The organism is Achromobacter sp. ISS7, from assembly GCF_056523125.1.
This window is the reverse complement of record NZ_JAWRZD010000001.1, coordinates 6,190,187-6,211,095: the sequence shown is the minus strand read 5'-3', so window position 1 is coordinate 6,211,095 and position 20,909 is coordinate 6,190,187. Positions and strand designations below refer to the sequence as shown.

Genomic DNA, 20,909 nt, shown 5'->3' with positions numbered 1-20,909 from the left:
TGCAATCTTTACTTTTGGCCGGACATCAGGCTGATGAACTTGTCGAACAGCTCCAGGATGTCGTGCGGACCGGGGCTGGCTTCGGGGTGGCCCTGGAAGCAGAAGGCCGGACGGTCGGTGAGCTCGAAGCCCTGCAGCGTGCCGTCGAACAGCGAGACGTGCGTGACGCGCGCGTTGGCCGGCAGGCTGGCCGCATCGACCGCGAAACCGTGGTTCTGGCTGGTGATGAAGACGCGCTTGGACGCCAGGTCCTGCACCGGGTGGTTGGCGCCGTGGTGGCCGGTCTTCATCTTGAGCGTCTTGCCCCCAACGGCCAGGCCCATGATCTGGTGGCCCAGGCAGATGCCGAACACCGGCAGCTTCTTGTCCAGGAACACGCGGGTGGCGTCGATGGCGTAGTCGCAGGGCTCGGGGTCGCCGGGGCCGTTGGACAGGAACACGCCGTCGGGATTGAGCTTGAGGACTTCCTCGGCGCTGGTCTCGGCCGGCACCAGCGTCAGGCGGCAGCCGCGATCGGCCAGCAGGCGCAGGATGTTGGACTTGATGCCGAAGTCGTAGGCGACGACGTGGAACCTGGACTGGTCGGGCTGGGTGTAGCCTTCGCCCAGTTGCCAGGTGCCTTGGGTCCAGGTGGTGCTGTCCTTGATCGAGACGACCTTGGCCAGGTCCTGACCGGCCATGCCGGCGAAGCCGCGGGCCAGTTCGACGGCGCGGTCGGCATCCGAGCCGACGAAGATGCAGGCGCCCTGGGCGCCCTTTTCACGCAGGATGCGGGTCAGCTTGCGGGTGTCGATGCCGGAAATGGCAACGATGCCCTGCTCGGACAGGTACTCGGGCAGCGATTGCGTGGAACGGAAGTTCGACACGCGGGCGGGACAGTCGCGCACCACCAGGCCGGCGGCGTAGACACGATTGGCTTCGACGTCCTCGGCGTTGACGCCGGTGTTGCCGATATGCGGATAGGTCAGCGTGACGATCTGGCCGCTATAGCTCGGATCGGTGAGAATTTCCTGGTACCCGGTCATCGCGGTGTTGAACACCACTTCGGCAACGGTATGCCCAGGCGCACCGATCGACACGCCTCGAAAAATGGTACCGTCCGCCAGAGCCAGAATTGCAGGAGGGAAGCGGTTGATCCCCTCGGGAAAGAGTTGCGGCAGCACAGTAAACCCCGGTTTTAGAATCGATAATCAAACCTTGGAATTATACCTTGAGTGGCCGTTTTCCCCGGAAAGCCGCGCCAAATAAGGCTGGCATCGAAGATTTCAGCATCGGCGCAAGGCTCGCCGCCGCCTGCCCCGCGCGATCGACGGTGACTGCGCCGCGGACGGGTCGGTGATACGCTAAAGCACCTTCAACCCTGATGTTGCGAGCCGTATTGCCCATGTCCAGCCAACTTGACGCCCTGCGCAATCACACCACCGTTGTCGCCGACACGGGCGATTTCGAAGCGATGAAGGCGCTGCGTCCCACCGACGCCACCACCAATCCGTCCCTCATTCTCAAGGCCGTCCAGCAGGACGCCTACCGTCCCCTGCTCGAAAAGACCGCCCGCGACCACCGCGGCGCCCCCACCGCCGAACTGATGGACCGCCTGCTGGTGGCCTTCGGCCGCGCCATCCTGGACATCGTGCCGGGCCGGGTCTCGACCGAGGTCGACGCGCGCCTGTCGTTCGACACCCGCGCCACCATCGAGCGCGCCCGCGCCCTGATCGCCCTGTATGAAGCCGCCGGCGTGCCGCGCGAACGCGTGCTGATCAAGATCGCCTCGACCTGGGAAGGCATCCAGGCCGCCCGCGCGCTGCAGGCCGAGGGCGTGCGCTGCAACCTGACGCTGCTGTTCTCCTTGCCGCAGGCGGTGGCCTGCGCCGACGCCCAGGTGCAATTGATTTCGCCGTTCGTCGGCCGCATCTACGACTGGCACAAGAAGGCCGCCGGCGCCAATTGGGTCGACGCCGACCACGCCGGCTCGCGCGATCCCGGCGTGCAGTCGGTGACCCGCATCTACCAGTACTACAAGCGTTTCGGCATCGCCACCGAGATCATGGGCGCGAGCTTTCGCAACGTCGGCCAGATCCTGGCGCTGTCGGGCTGCGACCTGCTGACCATCAGCCCCGAGCTGCTGACCCAGCTGTCGCAGACCGAGGGCGACGCCCCGGCGCAACTGCGCGCCGACGCGGCGGGCGGCGACATCGCCCGCATCGCCTCGGACGAAGTGGCGTTCCGCACCCAGCTCAACGACGACGCCATGGCCAGCGACAAGCTGGCCGAAGGCATCCGCGCCTTCGTCGCCGACGCCATCAAGCTGGACGCGCTGATCGAGGCGCAACGCGGCTGATCCGCGCCGCCACCGCCCGGCCGCCACGGCCGGGCGCCGCCATCAGCGATGGTCGTGCGAATGCACCTGCAGCGCTTCCAGGAAGCGCGACACCATGTTGTAGGCGGCGACGGTGGCGGTCAGCTCGACGATCAGCTTTTCCGACCCCATGGCGGCGCGCGCCGCCTGGAACACCGGCTCCGGCACCTGCACCTGGCGCGTCATGGCGTCGGTGTAGGCCAGCACCGCGCGCTCGCGCTCGCTGAACAGGGTCGACGCCTCCCACTCGGGCAAGGCGTCCAGCTGGGCTTGCGACAGGCCCTCTTTCAGCGCGATCGGCGCGTGCTGGTCGGCCTCGTAGGGCGCGCCGTTGATGGCCGCCACCCGCATGATCACAAGTTCGCGAATATCGCCCGGCAGGGTGGACAGCTGGCGGATGGACGTCAGGTAATTGAGCCAGCCGCCCGCCACCGCCGGGCTGTGCAGCAGCATCTGGTACAGGTGCAGCACGCTGCCGCGCTCGGCGACGATACGGTCGACCAGGGGTCGCGCTTCGGGATGAGACAGATCGGCGTAGGGAAGACGCGCCATGAAAACTCCGTAGGGGATTAGGGCCGGCTGGCGCCATCGATCCTAGGGCTTCCCAGCATCGAAAAGCCGAGGCGCAGCAAATGCACACATTCGCAAGAACTTTGACATAATGACAACACATTGCGCACCTCCAGGACAAGCCTAGAATGAATGCGCCGACCCAGTCCCACCCGCCCGTCACCCTCGCCAACTGCGATAGCGAACCGATCCATGTACCGGGCGCGATCCAGCCGCTGGGCGCGCTGCTCGCGTTCGACGCCGCGGGCGTGCTGCGCTACGCCAGCGAAAACGCGCCGCAGGTGCTGGGCATGCCGCTGGCACTGGGTTACCCCTGCGCGCCGGCGGCGCTGCCGCCCGGCCTGGCGCACATCCTGCCGGCCTGGCTGGCCGGCACCGACCCCGTCTTCGACCCGCTCGCCATCGCGCTGGGCGAGCACACCTACGACGTCATCGCCCATCGCAACGCCGACGGCCTGACGCTGATCGAACTCGAACGCCGCGGCGACGATCCCGGCATCGCCGACCCCGCGCGCATCTACCGCGGCATCGAACGCATCCGCTCGCAGCGCGACATCGCGGGCCTGCTGGACCGCACGGTGCAGGAAGTGCAGCGCGCCACCGGCTTCGACCGCGTGATGGCCTACCGCTTCCATCCCGACGACAGCGGCGAGATCGTGGCCGAACGGCGCGGCGATCCGGCGTTGCAGGACTGGGTCGGACGGCGCTATCCGGCCGGCGACATCCCGGCGCAGGCGCGCCGCCTGTACACCGTGAACACGTTGCGCCAGATCGCCGACGGCCAGTACCGGCCGGTGCGCGTGCTGGGCCAGGAGGGCCAGGACGGCCCGCCGCTGGACATGAGCTTTTCGGTGCTGCGCAGCGTGTCGCCGATCCATCTCGAATACATGGCCAACATGGGGGTGCGCGCCTCGATGAGCCTGTCGCTGGTGATCGGCGGCCGGCTGTGGGGCATGATCGCCTGCCATCACCATTGCCCGCGCCTGATCCCCTATTCCGCCCGCCTGGCCTGCGAAGCGCTGGCGCAGGTGCTGTCGGCGGCGCTGGCCAACATCGAGGGCAGCGAACGCGCCGAACAGGCGCGCCGCAGCGCCGCGCTGGTGAGCCGGCTGGCCGAGCGTGTGTCGGCGTCCGAGAACGTGCACCAGGCCCTGTCGGGCGGCCCCGATACCCCCGCCTCGCTGCTGCCCAGCGACGCCGCGCTGTGCCTGTGGGGCAACAGCGTGACGGTGTTCGGCGGCATCGCGCCGCGCGGCGAGCTGGCTGGCATCCTGTGCGCGCTGGACCAGAGCGGCCAGCGGCTGGTCCACAGCGACAACATCGCGCGCGACTACCCCGGCCTGCAGACCGACCTGGTGCCCTACGCCGGCCTGCTAGCCTGCAAGTTCGATCCGATGAACAACGGCTGGCTGATCTGGCTGCGGCGCGAACAGATCGAGACCGTGGTCTGGGGCGGCAAGCCGGAAAAGCAGTACGCCGTGGGCAACCTCGGCCCGCGCCTGACGCCGCGCGGCTCGTTCGAGGCCTGGCGCGAAGTCACGCGCGACACCAGCGCGCCATGGCTGCCGGCCGAACTGGAGGCGGCCGACAACCTGCGCGACGAACTCTCGCACATCGCCACCAGCCGCGCCGCCGACGTCGACCGCGCCCGCACCGCGTTGCTGGCCATGCTCGGCCACGACCTGCGCGATCCGCTGCAGTCGATCTCGATGGCGGCCACGCTGCTGTCCAAGACCGATTCCGGCGCCCGCATGGGCGAACGCATCCGCTATTCGAGCGGACGCATGCAGCGCCTGATCTCGCAGGTGCTGGACCTGTCGCGGTTGCAGGGCGGCATGGGCCTGGGCATCGAGAAGCGCGAATGCCAGCTGTCGGAACTACTGACCGGCCTGATCGAGGAAAAGCGCCAGGCCTACCCGGGCCTGCGCATCGAGCCCGAGGTGGACCCCGGGCTGACGCTGATGGCCGACACCGACCGCATCGCCCAGGTGGTCACCAACCTGATGAGCAACGCGCGCCAGCATGGCGCGCCGCGCATGCCGATCCGCGTCGTCGCCACGCGCGTGGGCGACACGATCGAACTGACCGTGACCAACCACGGCGCGCCGATTCCCGACGACGTCATGGCGCACCTGTTCTCGCCCTTCAAGCCGGAATCGCTGGGCCACTCGCGCAACCGCACCGGCCTGGGGCTGGGCCTGTATATTGCCAACCAGGTGGTGCGCGACCACGATGGCGACATCGCCGTCGCCTGCCGCGATGGCCTGGTCATCTTCACCGTTATCCTGCCGCGCGGCCTGCCCGCGCCGCAAACACCCTGAATACTGGAGACATCTTTTGAACGATGCGCGCGCGTTACGCGTCCTGCTGGTCGACGACAACGAAATGGGCTCGGAACTGCTGGCCGAATTCCTGGCCATGTCCGGGCTGGAAACGCGCTGCGCCGGCACCGGCGAGGACGCGCTGGCGCAGGCCGCCAGCTTCGACCCGCAGGCGGTGCTGGTGGACATCCTGCTGCCCGACATGGACGGCTACGAACTGGCGCGGCAACTGCGCCGGCGCCATGCCGCCTCGCGCATCTACGCCCTGAGCGGCCTGGCGCGCCACGAGCGCCACGAAGACGCCGCCAGCCTGTTCGACGGCTGGATCGAAAAACCCGCCGATCCCGACGCACTGCTGTCCGTGCTGCGGCAGACGGACTGAGGCGGATCCATGCACGTCGCCAATCCCTCCCCGCACGCCCAGGCGCTGGCCGCGCAAGGCGTGCGCTTCCAGGTCCTGGCGCAGATCTTTCCGGTGCTGCGCCACGAGGCCCTCGCGCCGCTGTCCAACGCCACGCTGGCCACGGCCATGCTGCGGCAGGCGCCCGAGGGCGCCGCCGCCGACGCCCTGCAGCAGCGCACCCAGCGCCTGGGCGGCGACCTGCAACAGATGCTGGAAGACAGCGTCGACGTCCTGCGCGGACTCGATCAATGGCTGGTCGACAATGGCGCTTCGCTGCCGGCGGCGACCCTGCTCAAGGAATGCCGCAAGCTGCTGTTCTCGCAACTGATGTGGTCCAAGCGCCGCGTGCGCTGGCCCGATGAACCGGCGCCGGTCGACCTGCCGGCCTTCGCCGCGCGCTATCTGGTGATGGCCTGGGTGCTGTGCCTGCTGCCCTGGCTGCCCGAGGACACCGAGCTGGAGCTGGACGCCTCCGATCCCGCCGTGTGGCACGCGCGCCTGCCCGCGCCGGCCGAGGCCCCGGTCGCGCCGGCGCTGTTCGATCCGCGCGACATCGAGAACCTGGCGCTGGCCTCGGGTTGGCGCCTCGAGCGACAGCCGCAATGCTGGTCGCTGCACCTGCCCGCCACGGCCACCAAGGATTCCGCATGATTTCTCCCGTACACCAGGTGCTGCGCGACGGCACCCGCGAACGCCACGAAACCCTGGACCAGGGACTGGCACTGGCCGATGGCGACATCAGCCCGGCCCGCTACCTGGCCTATCTGCGCGCCTTGCTGGGATGGCTGGAGCCGGTCGAGCGGCGACTCTGGCAACTGGACTGGCCGGCCGGCTTGCAGGCCGCGGCACGGGCCGGCAAGAGCGCCCTGATCCGCGCCGACCTGCGCGCCGCGGGCGACGCCGCCCCCGTGCCCGAATGCCCCGATACGCCCGCGCCACAGACCGCCGACGCCTACGCGCTGGGCGTGGCCTACGTGGTCGAGGGATCGCAGCTGGGCGGGCGTTTCCTGGCCAAGCGCCTGGAAGACGTCGCGCCGCCCCTGCCGCTTGCTTATCTGCGAGGGTATGGCGAGGACACGGGCACGCTGTGGAAGGGTTTCCTGCTGCACCTGGACAGCGCGGCCCGGGGCCACGAAGCGCAGGCGCTGCGAGGCGCGCGCGATGCGTTCGACAGCCTCACGGCATGGCTGCGGACACACCGCGCCATGATCCCGCAAGACGGCTGCGCCTAGATCTTCTCGGTCTCGCCCGACTTGGGCTGCCACTTCATCAGGCGCTTCTCGCCGATCCCGACGATGTAGTCGAGCACCAGCGCGAATGCGGTCAGCACCACGATGCCGGCGAACACGGTGTTGACGTCGAAGGTGCCCTCGGCCTGCAGGATCAGGTAGCCGACGCCGCTGGCCGAGCCCAGGTATTCGCCCACCACCGCGCCGACGAAGGCCAGGCCCACCGAGGTATGCAGGCTGGAGAACACCCAGCTGGTGGCCGACGGCAGGTAGACGTGGCGCAACAGCTGGCGCCGGCGCGCGCCCAGCATGCGGGCGTTGTCGAGCAACGTCGGGCTGACCTCGCGCACGCCCTGGTAGACGTTGAAGAAGACGATGAAGAACACCAGCGTCACCGCCAGCGCCACCTTGGACCAGATGCCCAGCCCGAACCACATGCCGAAGATCGGCGCCAGGATCACGCGCGGCATCGAATTGGCCGCCTTGATGTAGGGGTCGAGAATCGCGCTGGCGCGCGGCGACAGCCCCAGCCACAGGCCGAAACCCAGCCCGGCGATGGTGCCGATGAAGAAGGCCAGCACGGTTTCGGTCAGCGTGACCCACAGGTGGGTGTAGATGTCGGCGTTGGTGACGAACCAGGCCCAGATGCGGCCCCACACCTTGAGGGGCTCGCCGAAGAAGAACGCCACCTTGGAATCGCGCGAGGCGAAGTGCCACACGCCCAAAATGACGACGAGCAGCAGCAACTGCCAGAAGCGCAGGCTGGCGGAACCCGGTTTGAACGACTTGGACATGGTCAGGGCCTGTACGTGGGGAAGCGGGCGCGGCCTGGATCAGGCATGGGCCTCAGGCCCGCTTCTGTTGTTGGGCATAGCCCTTGAGCACTTCCTCGCGCAACACCGCCCAGATGGCCGCGTGCAATTCGACGAAACGCAGGTTGTTGCGCACTTCGGCCACGTCGCGCGGACGCGGCAGGTCGATGACGAACTCGCCGATGGGATGCGTGCCCGGCCCGGCCGACAGCACCACCACGCGGTCGCTCATGGCGATGGCTTCGTCCAGGTCATGGGTGATGAACAGCACCGCCTTGCGCTTGGCCATCCACAGGTCGAGCACCTCGTTTTCCATCAGCTGGCGCGTCTGGATGTCGAGCGCCGAGAACGGCTCGTCCATCAGGATGATGTCGGGGTCGCGGATCAGCGTCTGCGCCAGCATGGCGCGCTTGCGCATGCCGCCCGACATCTGGTGCGGATAGCGGCTTTCGAAACCGCCCAGGCCGACGCGCCGCATCCAGTCGCGGCCGCGCTCGAGCGCTTCGGCGCGCGGCACCCCGGCGAAGTCGAGCCCGGCCACCACGTTGTCGAGCGCGCTGCGCCAGGGCAAGAGCGCCTCGCCCTGGAACATGTAGCCGGCGCGCGCATTGATGCCCGACAGCGGCTGGCCGAACACTTTCACCTGGCCCGACGACGGCGACAGCAGGCCGGCGCTGACGTTGAGCAGGGTGGACTTGCCGCAGCCCGTCGGGCCCACCACCGACACGAACTCGCCCGGCGCGATGGCCAGGCTGGTGTCGCTGACGGCGGTGTAGCGCTGCGAGCGGTCGTCGCGGGAGACAAAGGTGCAGCTGATGTTTTCCAGCGATAGCGCGGCGTCAGCCATTGGGATACTTCTCGTTGGCGCGGCGGGCGAAATCGTTGGTCCAGACCTTGGACGGGTCGATCTTGGCGCCGTCGAAATCCGCCTGGTAGGCAGCCAGGGCCTTGAGCGCGGTGGCGGCGCCGTCCTCGGGGATCATGCCGTCGGGCGACAGGCCTTCCAGGCTCTTGCCGATGGCGGCCTTGTACACGGCCGGGTCGCCCAGCAGGTAGGTCTCGGGCACGACCTTGGCGATCTCGTCCGGGCCGGCCTTCTGGATCCACTTGTCGGCACGCACCATGGCGTTGGTCAGCGCCTGCACGGTGTTGGGGTTGGCATCGACGAACGCTTGCGGCGCGTACAGGCAGCCGGCCGGCATGTTGCCGCCGAAGATGTCCTGGGTGTCCTTGAGCGTACGGGTGTCGACGATGATCTGGATGTCGCCCGGCATTTCCAGCATCGACACCACGGGGTCGGTGTTGGAGATGGCGTCGATCTGGCCGCTGCGCAACGCGGTCACCGCGCCGGCGCCGGCGCCCACGCCGATGATGGAAACGTCGGAAGCCTTCAGGCCGTGCTTGGCCAGGAAGAAGCTGACCACCATGTTGGTGGACGAGCCCGGCGCGGTCACGCCGATCTTCTTGCCCTTGAGGTCGGCGGGGCCCTTGTAGTTGGGCAGGTTCTTCTTGGACACGCCCACGCCGATCATCGGCGCGCGGCCTTGCAGCACGAAGGCGCGGTAGGCCTGGCCCTTCGATTGCATGGCCAGCGTGTGCTCGAACGCGCCCGAGACCACGTCGGCGCTGCCGCCCACCACGGCCTGCAGGGCCTTGGAACCACCGGCGAAGTCGGCGATGGAGACGTCCAGGCCCTCGTCCTTGAAATAACCGCGGGCCTCGGCGATGGACAGCGGCAGGTAGTAGATCAGGGGCTTGCCGCCCACGGCGATCTGGACCTTGGTCTTTTCCAGCTTCTGGGCGCGCACGATGGCGGGGGCCATGCCCATGACGCCGGCGGCGCCGGCCATCTTGAGCAGATCACGACGTGTGACTGACATGTGTTGTCTCCTTGGGTGCGGGGATACCGATAGCGCCGGTCTGCGCCAGCTTGTCGATAGCCGCTGAATCATACCCCAGCGATTTCAGGACTTCCTCGGTATGTTCCCCTAATGACGGACCGATCCAGCGGGTGCCGCCCGGGGTTTCCGACAGCTTGGGAACCACCGCCGGCAGCTTGACCGGGCTGCCGTCGGCGAACTGGTGCTGCTCGATCATGCGGCGCGCCAGGAACTGCGGGTCGGTGAACATGTCGGCCACGCTGTAGATCTTGCCGACCGGCACGTCGGCCGCCTTCAGGGTGTTGAGCGCCTCTTCGATGCCGCGGCCGTCGCACCACTGCTGGATGGCGCCATCGATCTCGGCGACCCGGCGGGCGCGGCCGTCGTTGCGCACCAGGTCCGGATCCGAGGCCAGGTCGTCGCGGCCGATGGCCAGCATCAGGCGGTGGAAGATCGCGTCGCCATTGCCGGCGATGACGATGTTCTGGCCATCGCGCGTCGTATAGGTGTTGGACGGCACGATGCCGGGCAGCGCGCCGCCGGTGCGCTCGCGCACCACGCCGGCCACGTCGTATTCGGGCACCAGGCTTTCCATCATGTTGAACACCGCCTCGTACAGGGCGACGTCGACCATCTGGCCCTGCCCCGCCCTGCACGCCTCGCCCTGCTGGCCGTTCCAGCGGCCGCCGGTGGCGTCGCGGTGGCGCAGCGCCATCATGGCGCCGATCACGCCGTGCAGCGCGGCGATCGAATCGCCGATCGAGATGCCGACCCGCAGCGGCGGCCGGTCGGGATGGCCCGACACGTAGCGCAGGCCGCCCATGGATTCACCGATCGCGCCAAAGCCGGGCTGGTCCTTCATCGGGCCGGTCTGGCCGTAGCCGGACAGGCGCACCATGATCAGCGCGGGGTTGATGGCGCGCAGCTGCTCGAAGCCCAGGCCCCACTTTTCCAGCACGCCGGGGCGGTAGTTCTCGACCACCACGTCGGCGTCCAGCGCCAGCTTGCGGGCGATCTCGCGGGCTTCGGGGTGCTTGAGGTTGAGGGCGATGGATTGCTTGTTGCGGGCCTGCACCGTCCACCACAGCGAATTGCCTTCGTGCAGGTGGCGCCAGCTGCGGATGGGGTCGCCGCCGCCGGTCCCGTCGGGGCCGTGCGGCGTTTCCACCTTGATGACGTCGGCGCCGAATTCACCAAAGATGCGGGCGGCGAACGGGCCGGCGATGAGCGTGCCGAGTTCCAGGACCTTCAGGCCGGTCAGGGCTGACATGGCGGTTGTCTTCCTCTTGTGGATGCCGCGCCGCGCGCGCGGGCAGTTCTTCCAATGCCCGCCGGTACATTGCCGGTGGACTATTGTGGATGCGTATCAGGTGGTCTTGCGTTCCATCAGCGCCCAGGCGATGGTGCCGGCGTCGACGTATTCCAGCTCGCTGCCGGCCGGCACGCCGCGCGCCAGGCGCGTGACCCGCAGGCCGCGTTCGCCCAGGGCCTCGCCCAGGAAATGCGCGGTGGTCTCGCCTTCGGCGGTGAAGTTGGTGGCCAGGATGACCTCCTGCACCACGCCGTCGGTGGCGCGGCGGATAACGCGGTCGAAATCCAGTTCGCGCGGGCCGATGCCCTCGAGCGGCGCCACTCGTCCCATCAGCACGTAGTACAGGCCGCGGTAGCCGTGGCTGGACTCGATCATGTTCTGGTCGGCCGGCGTCTCGACGATGCACAGCAGGGAAGGATCGCGCTTCGGATTGGCGCAGGTGGCGCACACGTCCTCTTCGGCGAAGCTGTTGCAACGCGAGCAGTGGCGCAGGTCGCGCACCGCGCCGGCCAGCGCGCGGCCGAGCATGTCGGCGCCCTGGGGGTCGTGCTGCAACAGGTGATAGGCCATGCGCCGCGCGGAACGCACACCCACGCCGGGCAGGCGCCGCAGCGCCTCGATCAGCGAGACCAGCGGTTCGGGTTCAGGCAGTAGAGGATCCATGACACAACAGAAACGTGCGGACGGCAAGGGCCGCGCCGCCCGGGGCGGCGGCGGCCGGGACGTTGGATCAGAACGGCAGCTTCATGCCCGGGGGCAGCGGCATGCCGGCGGTGACGGACGCCATCTTTTCCTGCGAGGTGGCTTCGGCCTTGCGCAGCGCGTCGTTGAAGGCGGCGGCGACCAGATCTTCCAGCATGTCCTTGTCGTCGGCCAGCAGCGACGGATCGATCTCGACGCGCTTGACGTCGTGGCGGCAGCTCATGGTGACCTTGACCAGGCCGCCGCCGGAGGCGCCTTCGACCTGGATCTCGGCCAGCGCGTCCTGCGCCTTCTTCATGTTTTCCTGCATCTGCTGCGCCTGGCGCATCAGACCGGCCAATTGTCCTTTCATCATGATGGAGCTTCCTTGAACGAGGGAATGTAGGGATTGCCGGCGCGTCAAGCGGCGGCGGAAGGAGGTTCGACGTGGCGGATCGAACCCGCCACGACATGGGCGCCGAAGTCGGAGAGCAGCGCCTGCACGAAGGGATCGACGGCGACCGCGTCCTCGGCGGCCTGCTGGCGCGCCGCGCGCTCGGCCTGGGCCACGGCGTGGGCCGTGGCTTCACCGACCGCGCCGACGTCCACGTCCAGCCGGATGCCCTGGCCGAAGTGTTCGCACAGCACCGTCTGCAGGCGCACGCGGCTTTCGCTTTCGGCCAGCGTCTTGACCGCCACGCGCAGGATGATGGCATCGCCCTGCACGCCGGCCCATTCGCTCTGGCGCGCCAGCTCGGCGGCCAGGCCGGTGACCGGCAGGCGCGCGGCCAGCTCGGGCCAGGCGGCGGAGGTCATGTCGGTCAGGCGCGCGCGCGACTGGCGCTTGCGGGCCGGGGCCGGGCCTTCGCGCCGGGCGGGCGCCGCCGACGGCGCGGGCGCGGACGAAGGCGCGCTGGCCAGCGTTTCGAAATCGTCGTCGGGGTCCGACGTGAAACCGCCGTCGGGCGCGAAACCACCATCGGGCACGAAGCCGCCTTCGGCCTCGAACGGGATTTCCTCGTCGACCCAGGACGGCGGACCGTTGTCATCCACGGCCGGCGCGACCGCGGCGGCCGCGGGCGTCACGGCCAGCGGGGCCGACTTGGCGGGCGCCGGGGCGGTGGAAGCGTCCGTGGCGGGGGCATGCGCCGCTGGCGCAGCCGCGACGGCGGGCGCGGCTGCGGGCGATGCCGTGGCCGGCGCGCTCGGCGTGGCGGCATTCATGGGGGACGACGGCTGGGCAGCGGCGTCGACGGCGGCCTGGGCGGGACCGGCGCCGGCCGGAGCATCTTCCCAAGGCGGCACGCTGGCAGCGGCCGGCTGGGCGGGCGCGGCGACGGGGTCCGCAACAGGCGCGGCGACGGGCGGCGCGGGCGCGACAGCAGCGGGCGCGGCGGCCGGAGCCGGCGCGGCGTTCGCTTGCGGCGCGCTCACGGGCGCGGACGGTGCGGGGGCTGCCGTCACGGGAGCCGGCGCGGGGGCGGCCGGTTGCGCCACCGGCGCGGTCCGTTCCACCACCGGCGCGGCGGCGACCGGCGCCGCTTGCGGCGGCTGCGCGGCGGCCACGGCGGGCTCGGCCGTCTGGCGGGCCGGCGTGGCGGGCGCCTCGACGGCGGTCTGCGGGCCGGCGTCACCATTCAGCGCCAGCATGCGCAGGCAGGCCATGATGAAGCCGGCGTACTCATCGGGCGCCAGCGTCAGTTCGCCGCGGCTGTGCACCGCCACCGAATAGAACAGCTGCACCGCGTCGGGATGCAATGATTGCGCCAGGCGGGCGATGTCGGCCGCCAGCGGATCCTCGGCCGGCATCACGCCGGACACGCGCTGCTCGATGGCGACGCGCGACAGCAGCACGGCCAGGTCGGCCAGCGCGCCGGCGTACGACAGGCCGCGCGTGGCGAGTTCATCGGCCACCGCCAGCACGCCCTTGGCGTCGCCGGTGGACAAAGCGTCCAGCAGGCGCACCAGGTGGCGCTGGTCGATGGTGCCGAGCATGCCGCGCACGGCATCCTCGGTCAGGTTGCCGGCGCTGTAGGCGATGGCCTGGTCGGTCAGGGAGAGCGCGTCGCGCATCGAGCCCGACGCGGCCTGGCCGATCAGGCGCAGGGCCGGCACTTCGAAGCCGACCTGTTCTTCGCCCAGCACCGCCTGCAGGTGGCCCACGATGGAGTCGGCCGGCATCTGCTTCAGATTGAATTGCAGGCAGCGCGACAGCACCGTGACCGGGATCTTCTGCGGGTCGGTGGTGGCGAGGATGAATTTGACGTGCGGCGGCGGCTCTTCCAGCGTCTTGAGCATCGCGTTGAACGCGTGCCCCGTGAGCATGTGCACTTCGTCGATCATGTAGACCTTGAAGCGGCCGGCGCCTGGCGCGTAGACGGCCTGCTCCAGCAGCTGGGTCATTTCCTCGACGCCGCGGTTCGAGGCCGCGTCCAGTTCGAGGTAGTCGACGAACCGGCCCGCATCGATCTCGGTGCAGGCGCGACAGACGCCGCAGGGCTTGGAGGTGATGCCGGTTTCGCAGTTGAGCGATTTGGCCAGGATGCGCGACAGCGTGGTCTTGCCGACGCCGCGCGTGCCGGTGAACAGCCAGGCGTGGTGCAGGCGCTGGGTGTCGAGCGCATGCGTCAGCGCGCGCACCACGTGATCTTGTCCCACGAGGGTATCGAACGATCGCGGCCGCCACTTGCGGGCCAGTACCAGATAAGTCATGGCGGGATTGTAGAGCCTTTGCAAGAGCCGATGCGATTGCCGGCATGAAATGCAAAAGGGACGGAATCATCTTCCGGGGAAATCCCCTTGGAAAACAACCCCGTCCCCTTTGCGAAAACCGGTTGGCGAGCCTTACTCCGGCACTGACCCTAAACGACTATGGCTGCTTCGTTCCCGACCTGACCAGGTTCACCGTCGAACCATGCGAAGGGGCCCGCCAGCCAAGATTCTAGCAGAGCTTCGCGTTGCTCGCTCGGCTAGCCTCTTGGCTGGCGGGCCCCGAGGGGGCTGTATGTGGGCCCCCTCCCCGGCCCTCCCCCCGAGGGGGAGGGGGGGAAGACGTTGCTTCGCTTGTCTTGGGGGCTCGCTTCGCTTTGCCTTGCCCGCTTTCTTTTATAGGTCGATCCAGGCTTGGGCTCGGGGGAAATATAGGGCGGCGCGGGCTTTGCGGCCGTCGAGGGCGGTGACCTGGGCGCAGTAGCGCAGCAGTTGGTCGCCGTGGCGTTGGCGCATGCGTTGGGCGAAGGCGGCGGGGGATTCGTTGGGTTGGGGGCGGCCCGTTTTGTAGTCGACGATCAGCCAGCCGTCTTCGGTGCTCAGCGCCAGGTCGATGACGGAGACCTTGCCGGCGGCGTCGATGAGGGGCCATTCGCGGCGGGCGCCGGATTGGGACAGGAGCCAGAGGCCGCGTTCGTCCGCCAGGGTGGACTGGAGGGTGTCCAGGACGGCTTCGGCGGCGGCGTCGGCCTGGCTGGCGGGGATGCCCGCGCGGGTCAGCTGGCGGCGCATGGCGGGCAGGCGCTGGGCCAGGGCGTCGGCCGGCCAGGTGGCGACGCCGTCCTGGCCGATGCGGGCCAGCCAGGCATGGGCCAGGGTGCCGATGGCGGCGTCGTAGCCGGATTCGAGTTGCCAGGCGGGATGCTCGGCGCTGTCGCCCCAGGCGCCGCGCGCGGCGGCGGCGAAGCCGGGGCTGATGGTTACGTCGGCCTGCCGCGCCAATTGCGCCAGGCCGTCGCGGTGCAGGCGGCGCAGCGGTTCGCCTTGCCATTCGGGCGCGTCGTCCACGGGCTCGGCCGTGTCGCCGTCGGCGGCCGGCGGCGTGGGGGTGGCCAGGCAGGGCCAGAGACGGCCCAGCAGGCTGGCGGAAGATGGCGTCTTGGGCTGGCCGCTGGCCTCGTCGACGTTGACGTGGCCGACCAGGTGCAGGCGCTTGCGGGCGCGCGTGGCGGCGACGTACAGCAGGCGGTCGATTTCGTAGGACGCGCGGCGGGCCTCGCGCGCGCCCAGGTAGCGCGACACGGGGTCGGCCTCGGTCTCGGCGCGCGGCTTGACCGGGCCGAACAGCACGCGGCCGCCGCTTTGCTCGAAGCGCACCAGCGGCGGCTGGTCGCCGCGCGGCGCGCGATGCAGGCCGTACAGGATCACGGTCTCGAACTGCAGGCCCTTGGACTTGTGCATGGTCATGATCTCGACCGCGGCCTCTTCGTCGGCGGCATCCGGCGCCGCGAACAGGCGGGCGATGCCGGTGTCCAGCGCGGCAACGTCGATGGCGCCGTGCGGCGCCAGGCGCTCGACCAACTGGAACAGGCTTTCGGCGTCGTTGGCGACCGACGGGCCGCTGTAGAGCGCGGGGCCGCCCAGGCGGCGCCACAGCGTCTCGACCCAGGCCGCGAACGGCATCGCGCCCGACGCGTTGCGCGTGTCCAGCAATATCGCCGCCACCTGCCGCAGGCGCGCGTACTCGTCGGGGCGCAGCAAGGTCTTGGCCGAACGCGGGGCATCCACGCCGCTGAATGATGTCTCGCCATCGCGCATCGCCGCCGCCGTCAACGCGGAATCAACGCGCGAAGTCTCAGGCGCCGCATCGTCGAACAAGGCCCCTTGCGCCGGATTCTCGCTGTCGTCGAACAGGGATCCCTGGCGGGCCGCCGGCGCGGTGGCCAAGGGCGCCGCCACGACCTTCGCCGGCGCCGGGCGCAACAGACGCTCCAGCAGCACCGGCACCGGCGTCACATGGTCGGCGCCGAACAGGCGCTGCAGCGATTCCAGCGTCAGGCCGCAGAACGGCGCGCGCAGCACCGACAGCCACGCCAGCCGGTCGCCCGGATGCGACAGCGCCCGCACCAGTTGCACCAGGTCCGCCACCACCGGCCGCAGCGCCAGCGGCACCAGATCGACCGCGCGGCAGCGGATGCCTTCCTGCGCCAGCCGGCGCGTCAGGTTGCCCAGGTGGCTGCGAGCCCGCACCAGGATGGCGACCGGGTGCTTGCTGCCCGCGTGTTCGGCCAGCGCCTGCCGCACCAGGTCGACGGCGATGTCCTCGGCCTGCTCCTCGGCGGGCGCGGCGCCGGCGCGCGACCAGGCGGGATGGAAGCGCACGGCCGGATCCGGCAAGGCGCCGTGGAAGGCGGTGGAGGGGCTGTACTTGATGGCGCCCGCCGCGGCGTCGCTGCGCTTGGGCAGCAGTTGCGCGAACGACTGGTTGACCCAGTCGACGATGCCGGCCTGCGAGCGGAAATTGTCGGTCAGGTTGAGGAAGCCCGGCTGCAGCTCGCCCACGCCCGTCTCAGCGACTTCGAGGAACAGCCCCACTTCCGCCTTGCGGAAACGGTAGATCGACTGCATCGGATCGCCCACCAGGAACAGGCTGCGGCCATCGCCCTCCTGCCAGCCGGAGGTCAGCGTGCGCAGCAGGTCCAGCTGCGTCTGGCTGGTGTCCTGGAATTCATCGATCAGCAGATGGCGGATGGAGGCGTCGAGTTTGAGCAGCAGCTCGCCCGGATCGTCGGCGCTGCCCAATGCCGAGGCGGCGCGTTGCGAGATCTCGATGAAATCGACCTCGCCGGTATCGGCGAAACGCAGCCGCAACTGCGCCACGGCCAGCGCCAGCGTCATCAGCTGGGCGCCCAGCACTTCCCATTGCGCGTCGCTCAAGCGCGGCGCCGGAATGTCCCGCACCGCCGCCAGGCGCCGCACCCAGGCGGCATCGGCATCGGCGCTTTCGAGCCAGGCGACGAACGGCTCCTTGTGCGCGCACTTGGCCGGAAAGCCCAGGGTCTTGGTGACAGTCTTGCGCAGCGAACCGGTGCCGGTCAGCAGCAGGTGCGCGACGGCGCGCCACTGGTCCAGCATTTCGGCATCCGCCGGCAGTTCCTCGGTCCAGTCGAGCAAGGCGGCCAGCCGGTCGTCCTCGCCGCCGTCCTGCAATTGGGCCGCGGCCAGCCGCGCGGGGCCGGACAGCGCATCGGCCCAGCCGTAGGGCATGGCCTCGCACAGCGCGTCCAGGTCCTCGCCGATGGCCTCGGCCAGCGTTGCCTCCAGCGCTTCGCGGTCGGAGCCATGGCGCAGCAACGGCAGCCATTGATCGCGTTGGCCGAGCATGTCGGCGATGGCGTCCTTGGCCGCCTGCACGTCCACGTCCATGTGCTGCAGCAGGATGCGGACGGCGTCGTAGTCGTCCGCCAGGTCGAGCGTGGCGCGCGCCGCCGCTTCGTAGTGGGCGCGGGCGTCGTCGGTGATCTCGGGCATGCCGCCCAGCTCGGACAGCCACGGCATGCTGCGGACCAGGCCGGCGCAGAACGAGTCGATGGTGCGGATCGCCAGCCGCGCCGGGTGCTCCAGCAGGTGCCATTCCTGTTCCGCGTTGCGCGCCAGCGCGGCGCGCGCCAGTTCCCAGCTGCGGCGCTCGTGCGCGGCCTCGGGCGGCGCGTCCAGGCCGCGGCGCAACTTGCTCAGCACGCGCGCATGCATCTCCGAGGCGGCCTTGCGCGTGAAGGTGATGGCGACGATTTCCTCGGGCCGGTTGACGGTGGCCAGCAGCGCCAGGATGCGGTCGGTCAGCAGTTCCGTCTTGCCGGAGCCGGCGGGCGCCTGCACCAGGAAAGAGCGTGCGGGGTCCAGCGCCGCCGCGCGCGCGGCATGGTCCTGGGGCTGGCGTTCTACATCGGCCATGGCTCAGGCGTCCTCGTCATCCAGGTGCAAGCGCAGGAAGGGCAGCGCGTCGCAGTATTTCAGGTCGTCGCGGCGGTAGGCGACGTTGGCCGCGTGGCCCGCCACGTATTCATCGGCCAGCGACTCGATCGCGGCGCGCCAGCGCTGGCGGATCTCGGGCCAGGACAGGCCGTCGAAGTACTTGCTCTCGGCGGCAAGCGTCACGCCCGCCATGCCCAGGTCCTCGTCGGCCAGGCCCTGCGCCGCCACCTGGCGCGCATGGATCTGGGCCAGCACCAGGCCGGCCACCTCGCCGCCGGCGGCATCGGCCAGCACCGAGGCGTAGAACGGCAGCTGCACGTTCACCGGGCGGCTGCGCGACCAGTCGGGCTCGGGCTTGGCCGCCGCCACGCCGGTCTTGTAGTCGACGATGACGTTGCGGCCGTCGGCCAGCGTGTCGATGCGGTCCAGCCGCAGCTTCAGGTGCAGCGCGCCATGGTGCCATTCGTGGTTCTTCTCGACCTGCGCCACCGCGAACGGCAGCCGCTGGGCTTCCATGTCGAGCCACGAGGCCAGCACCGCCAGCGCGCGCGCGCATTCCAGTGCCTTCAGCGCCGGCGCGTACTGTTGCAGCTCTTCCTCGGCGGCCTGCGCCACCGCCTGCTCCAGCAAGGCCGGCAGGCGGCCGGCGGCCAGCGTGTCGTGCAAGGCCTCCTGGTCGGGCAGCATGCCCCACACCAGTTCCAATGCCTTGTGCAGGAACTGGCCGCGCACGTTCACCGTGGCCGCGTCGGCATAAGCGGCGAGTTCGCGCCCGCCCAAACGGTGACGCACGAACGCCCACAGGGGATTGCGCGCCTGGGTGTCCAATACGTCCAACCCGCCGCCGCCGCGATCGTCCGACGCCAGGGGCGGACCCTGCGCGTCGTCCAGCGTTTCCTGCGGCAAGGCGGCCACGGCCAGCGCGGGCGCGGGCCGCCAATCGGTCAGGGCGGCGGCGGCGATCAGCGGCGACGGCCGCAACTCGCGTTCGCCGTCCATGTGCGCGTGGCTGACGATGACCTGCGGCGCGCAGCGGCACAGCGCCGCGTAGATGCCCTCGGCCCATTCGCGTTCGCGCTCGGGCGTGGCGCGCGGCGCCTTGGCCTGGCGCAGCACCGCCAGCGGCAGCAGCGGATTCGGCTTGGGCGAGGCCGGCAGCACGTCGTCGGTCAGCCCCAGCATCCAGACGCCATCCCAGAAACCGCCTTCGGCTTCCAGCAGGCCCAGCACGTCGAGCCGCGCCAGCGGGTCGCGCTGCGGCTGGAAGGCGGCCGAACGCGCCACGCTCTGGAGCAGGTTGACCGCCGCCACGCCGCCCAGCTTGCCGGCGGCCGGCGCCAGCGCCGAGAAGCCGCCCAGGGCCTCGCCGAACGCGCCCAGCACCTGGTAACCGACGCTGTCCAGCACGCCCTCGCCGGGAAAGCCGAGCGCCGTCAGCGCCGCCTTCATGCGCAGCATCCAGACATCGCTGGTCGCGCGCGCGCCGCCCCGCGTCCAGATCTCCATGGCCTGGTCCCAGGCCTGCGCCAGCGGCGGCAGCTGCGACAGCTGCTTGCGCCATTCCGCGGCGGACACGTGGATCTGGCCGCGACGGCGCCAGCGCGCATCGAGGGCGGCCAGGCGGGCGCGTTCGCTGACGTCGCCCGCGCAGTGGCCCGCCAGCAGCGCGGCGCCCAACACCTCGACGCCACAGCCCTTGCCGGCCGCGCACTCGGCCAGCGCGCGCAGCCAGGCCAGCGCGGCGCGCGCCATCGGCCATTCATCCAGCGGGCGGCCGACCGCCACGTTGAAGGCGAACGCCGGCGCGCCGTCATGGCCCGCCAGCGCCTGGCTGAGGATGCGCCGCGCGAACGGCGACTCGGCTTCGAGCTGGGGCGAAACGATGGCGTAGCGGCCGGTGGGATGGCGCTTCAACTGGCTGGCGGCCCACTCGGCCGCCGCGCGCCATTCGGCGCCCTGCTCCGGCGCCTCGTAGCGGCGCGGCTCGGCGGGCGCGCGCTGCGTGTCGCGCCATTGCGCGATCAGGCAGCCCTGTTCCTCGAACGCCCGCAGCAGGCGCCGAAAGCGTGGCGACATGTCGGTGAAGCCGGCCAGCACCAGGTGGCCGGGCACGGCCAGGCGGCCGTCCTCGAGCGCCCGCAGCACGCGGGCATAACCCTGGTTGGCGTCTTCGGCGTCGATGGCGGCCAAGGCCTGGCGATAGCGCTCACGCCAGCGGGCGAAGCCGCGGTATTCGTCGGTGTCGGCGCCGGACGGCACGCGCAACGACCACTCGTCCATGAGCTGGTCCGCGTCCATCGACAGGCGCGCGGCCTGGCTGGCATCCAGCAGCACACGCTCGGCCTCTTCGGCGCGGATGGCCTCGGTCCAGACCAACTGGGTGGCGAAGCCGTCGAGCCGGTAGGCCGGCACGTCGTCATCGGTCTCGAACGCCAGCTCATTGGCGGATTCGGCCAGCCAGGCGGACAAGGGCAGGATGCGCGGCAGCTCGCTGACCTGGCGCTCCTGGCGCAACAAGCCCGCCAGCTCGAGCGTGAGCCGGCGCGACAGGCGGTTGTTGACCGTCAGCACCAGCATGTCGGCGGCGGGCATGCCGCCGATGGCGGACAGGCTCAGGTCGGGGTAGGAAAGCGGGTCGTCCTGCATGGGTGGCGTCAAAAC

Annotated in this window: 16 protein-coding genes and 1 other RNA gene; 5 read left to right on the top strand and 12 right to left on the bottom strand. The window is 70.0% G+C overall.

What is annotated here, in order from left to right; genetic code table 11:
* Positions 1-8 precede the first annotated feature (8 nt).
* Positions 9-1,163, bottom strand: coding sequence for a glutamine-hydrolyzing carbamoyl-phosphate synthase small subunit (gene carA, locus AC1HFW_RS28255; protein WP_035359346.1), 1,155 nt, complete (start codon positions 1,161-1,163; stop codon positions 9-11).
* 221 nt (positions 1,164-1,384) lie between these two features.
* Between carA and tal the strand changes: the two genes are divergently transcribed.
* Positions 1,385-2,338, top strand: coding sequence for a transaldolase (gene tal, locus AC1HFW_RS28250; protein ID WP_479286005.1), 954 nt, complete (start codon positions 1,385-1,387; stop codon positions 2,336-2,338).
* Positions 2,339-2,380: 42 nt separating this feature from the next.
* Here the strand turns inward: tal and AC1HFW_RS28245 are convergent, their stop codons facing one another.
* Complete coding sequence (locus tag AC1HFW_RS28245; RefSeq protein WP_006390701.1) at positions 2,381-2,908, bottom strand: carboxymuconolactone decarboxylase family protein; 528 nt, start codon at positions 2,906-2,908, stop codon at positions 2,381-2,383.
* 146 nt (positions 2,909-3,054) lie between these two features.
* Here AC1HFW_RS28245 and AC1HFW_RS28240 point away from each other — a divergent pair, with 146 nt between their 5' ends.
* From AC1HFW_RS28240 to AC1HFW_RS28225, 4 genes are read left to right on the top strand one after another with little or no spacing between them, the layout of a single operon-like run.
* Positions 3,055-5,247, top strand: coding sequence for an ATP-binding protein (locus tag AC1HFW_RS28240; RefSeq protein ID WP_479286003.1), 2,193 nt, complete (start codon positions 3,055-3,057; stop codon positions 5,245-5,247).
* A 16-nt stretch (positions 5,248-5,263) separates the two neighbouring features.
* Complete coding sequence (locus tag AC1HFW_RS28235) at positions 5,264-5,629, top strand: response regulator (protein WP_479286001.1); 366 nt, start codon at positions 5,264-5,266, stop codon at positions 5,627-5,629.
* Between the two features lie 9 nt (positions 5,630-5,638).
* On the top strand, positions 5,639-6,301 hold the full coding sequence (locus AC1HFW_RS28230) for a hypothetical protein (RefSeq protein ID WP_479285999.1): 663 nt from the start codon (positions 5,639-5,641) through the stop codon (positions 6,299-6,301).
* Positions 6,298-6,882 carry a biliverdin-producing heme oxygenase gene (locus AC1HFW_RS28225; protein ID WP_479285997.1) on the top strand — a complete coding sequence of 195 codons (585 nt, stop codon included), beginning with the start codon at positions 6,298-6,300 and terminating at the stop codon, positions 6,880-6,882. Before AC1HFW_RS28230 ends, AC1HFW_RS28225 begins: the two co-directional genes overlap by 4 nt.
* Here the strand turns inward: AC1HFW_RS28225 and AC1HFW_RS28220 are convergent.
* The 10 genes from AC1HFW_RS28220 to AC1HFW_RS28175 form a co-directional block, all read right to left on the bottom strand.
* Positions 6,879-7,673 carry an ABC transporter permease gene (locus AC1HFW_RS28220; RefSeq protein WP_006390706.1) on the bottom strand — a complete coding sequence of 265 codons (795 nt, stop codon included), beginning with the start codon at positions 7,671-7,673 and terminating at the stop codon, positions 6,879-6,881. The genes AC1HFW_RS28225 and AC1HFW_RS28220 overlap by 4 nt on opposite strands.
* A 52-nt stretch (positions 7,674-7,725) precedes the next feature.
* Positions 7,726-8,538, bottom strand: coding sequence for an ABC transporter ATP-binding protein (locus AC1HFW_RS28215; RefSeq protein WP_006390707.1), 813 nt, complete (start codon positions 8,536-8,538; stop codon positions 7,726-7,728).
* Positions 8,531-9,571 carry an ABC transporter substrate-binding protein gene (locus tag AC1HFW_RS28210; RefSeq protein ID WP_035359350.1) on the bottom strand — a complete coding sequence of 347 codons (1,041 nt, stop codon included), beginning with the start codon at positions 9,569-9,571 and terminating at the stop codon, positions 8,531-8,533. The genes AC1HFW_RS28215 and AC1HFW_RS28210 overlap by 8 nt, the downstream gene beginning before the upstream one ends.
* A complete protein-coding gene (locus AC1HFW_RS28205) occupies positions 9,552-10,841 on the bottom strand; it encodes a CaiB/BaiF CoA transferase family protein (RefSeq protein WP_006390709.1) in 1,290 nt (429 codons plus the stop codon). The genes AC1HFW_RS28210 and AC1HFW_RS28205 overlap by 20 nt, the downstream gene beginning before the upstream one ends.
* A 96-nt stretch (positions 10,842-10,937) precedes the next feature.
* Complete coding sequence (gene recR, locus AC1HFW_RS28200; protein WP_006385499.1) at positions 10,938-11,546, bottom strand: recombination mediator RecR; 609 nt, start codon at positions 11,544-11,546, stop codon at positions 10,938-10,940.
* Positions 11,547-11,613: 67 nt separating this feature from the next.
* On the bottom strand, positions 11,614-11,940 hold the full coding sequence (locus AC1HFW_RS28195) for a YbaB/EbfC family nucleoid-associated protein (RefSeq protein WP_006390710.1): 327 nt from the start codon (positions 11,938-11,940) through the stop codon (positions 11,614-11,616).
* Between the two features lie 44 nt (positions 11,941-11,984).
* The gene (gene dnaX / locus AC1HFW_RS28190) at positions 11,985-14,276 is read right to left on the bottom strand and encodes a DNA polymerase III subunit gamma/tau (protein ID WP_479285994.1); all 2,292 of its coding nucleotides are present in this window, start codon (positions 14,274-14,276) and stop codon (positions 11,985-11,987) included.
* Between the two features lie 121 nt (positions 14,277-14,397).
* Positions 14,398-14,495: signal recognition particle sRNA small type (gene ffs / locus AC1HFW_RS28185), an RNA gene on the bottom strand.
* 174 nt (positions 14,496-14,669) lie between these two features.
* Positions 14,670-18,227: a UvrD-helicase domain-containing protein gene (locus AC1HFW_RS28180; RefSeq protein ID WP_479285993.1), complete on the bottom strand. Its 3,558-nt coding sequence runs from the start codon at positions 18,225-18,227 to the stop codon at positions 14,670-14,672.
* 3 nt (positions 18,228-18,230) lie between these two features.
* Entirely contained in the window at positions 18,231-20,894 is a 2,664-nt protein-coding gene (locus tag AC1HFW_RS28175) for a PD-(D/E)XK nuclease family protein (RefSeq protein WP_479285992.1), read from the bottom strand.
* Positions 20,895-20,909: the final 15 nt, after the last annotated feature.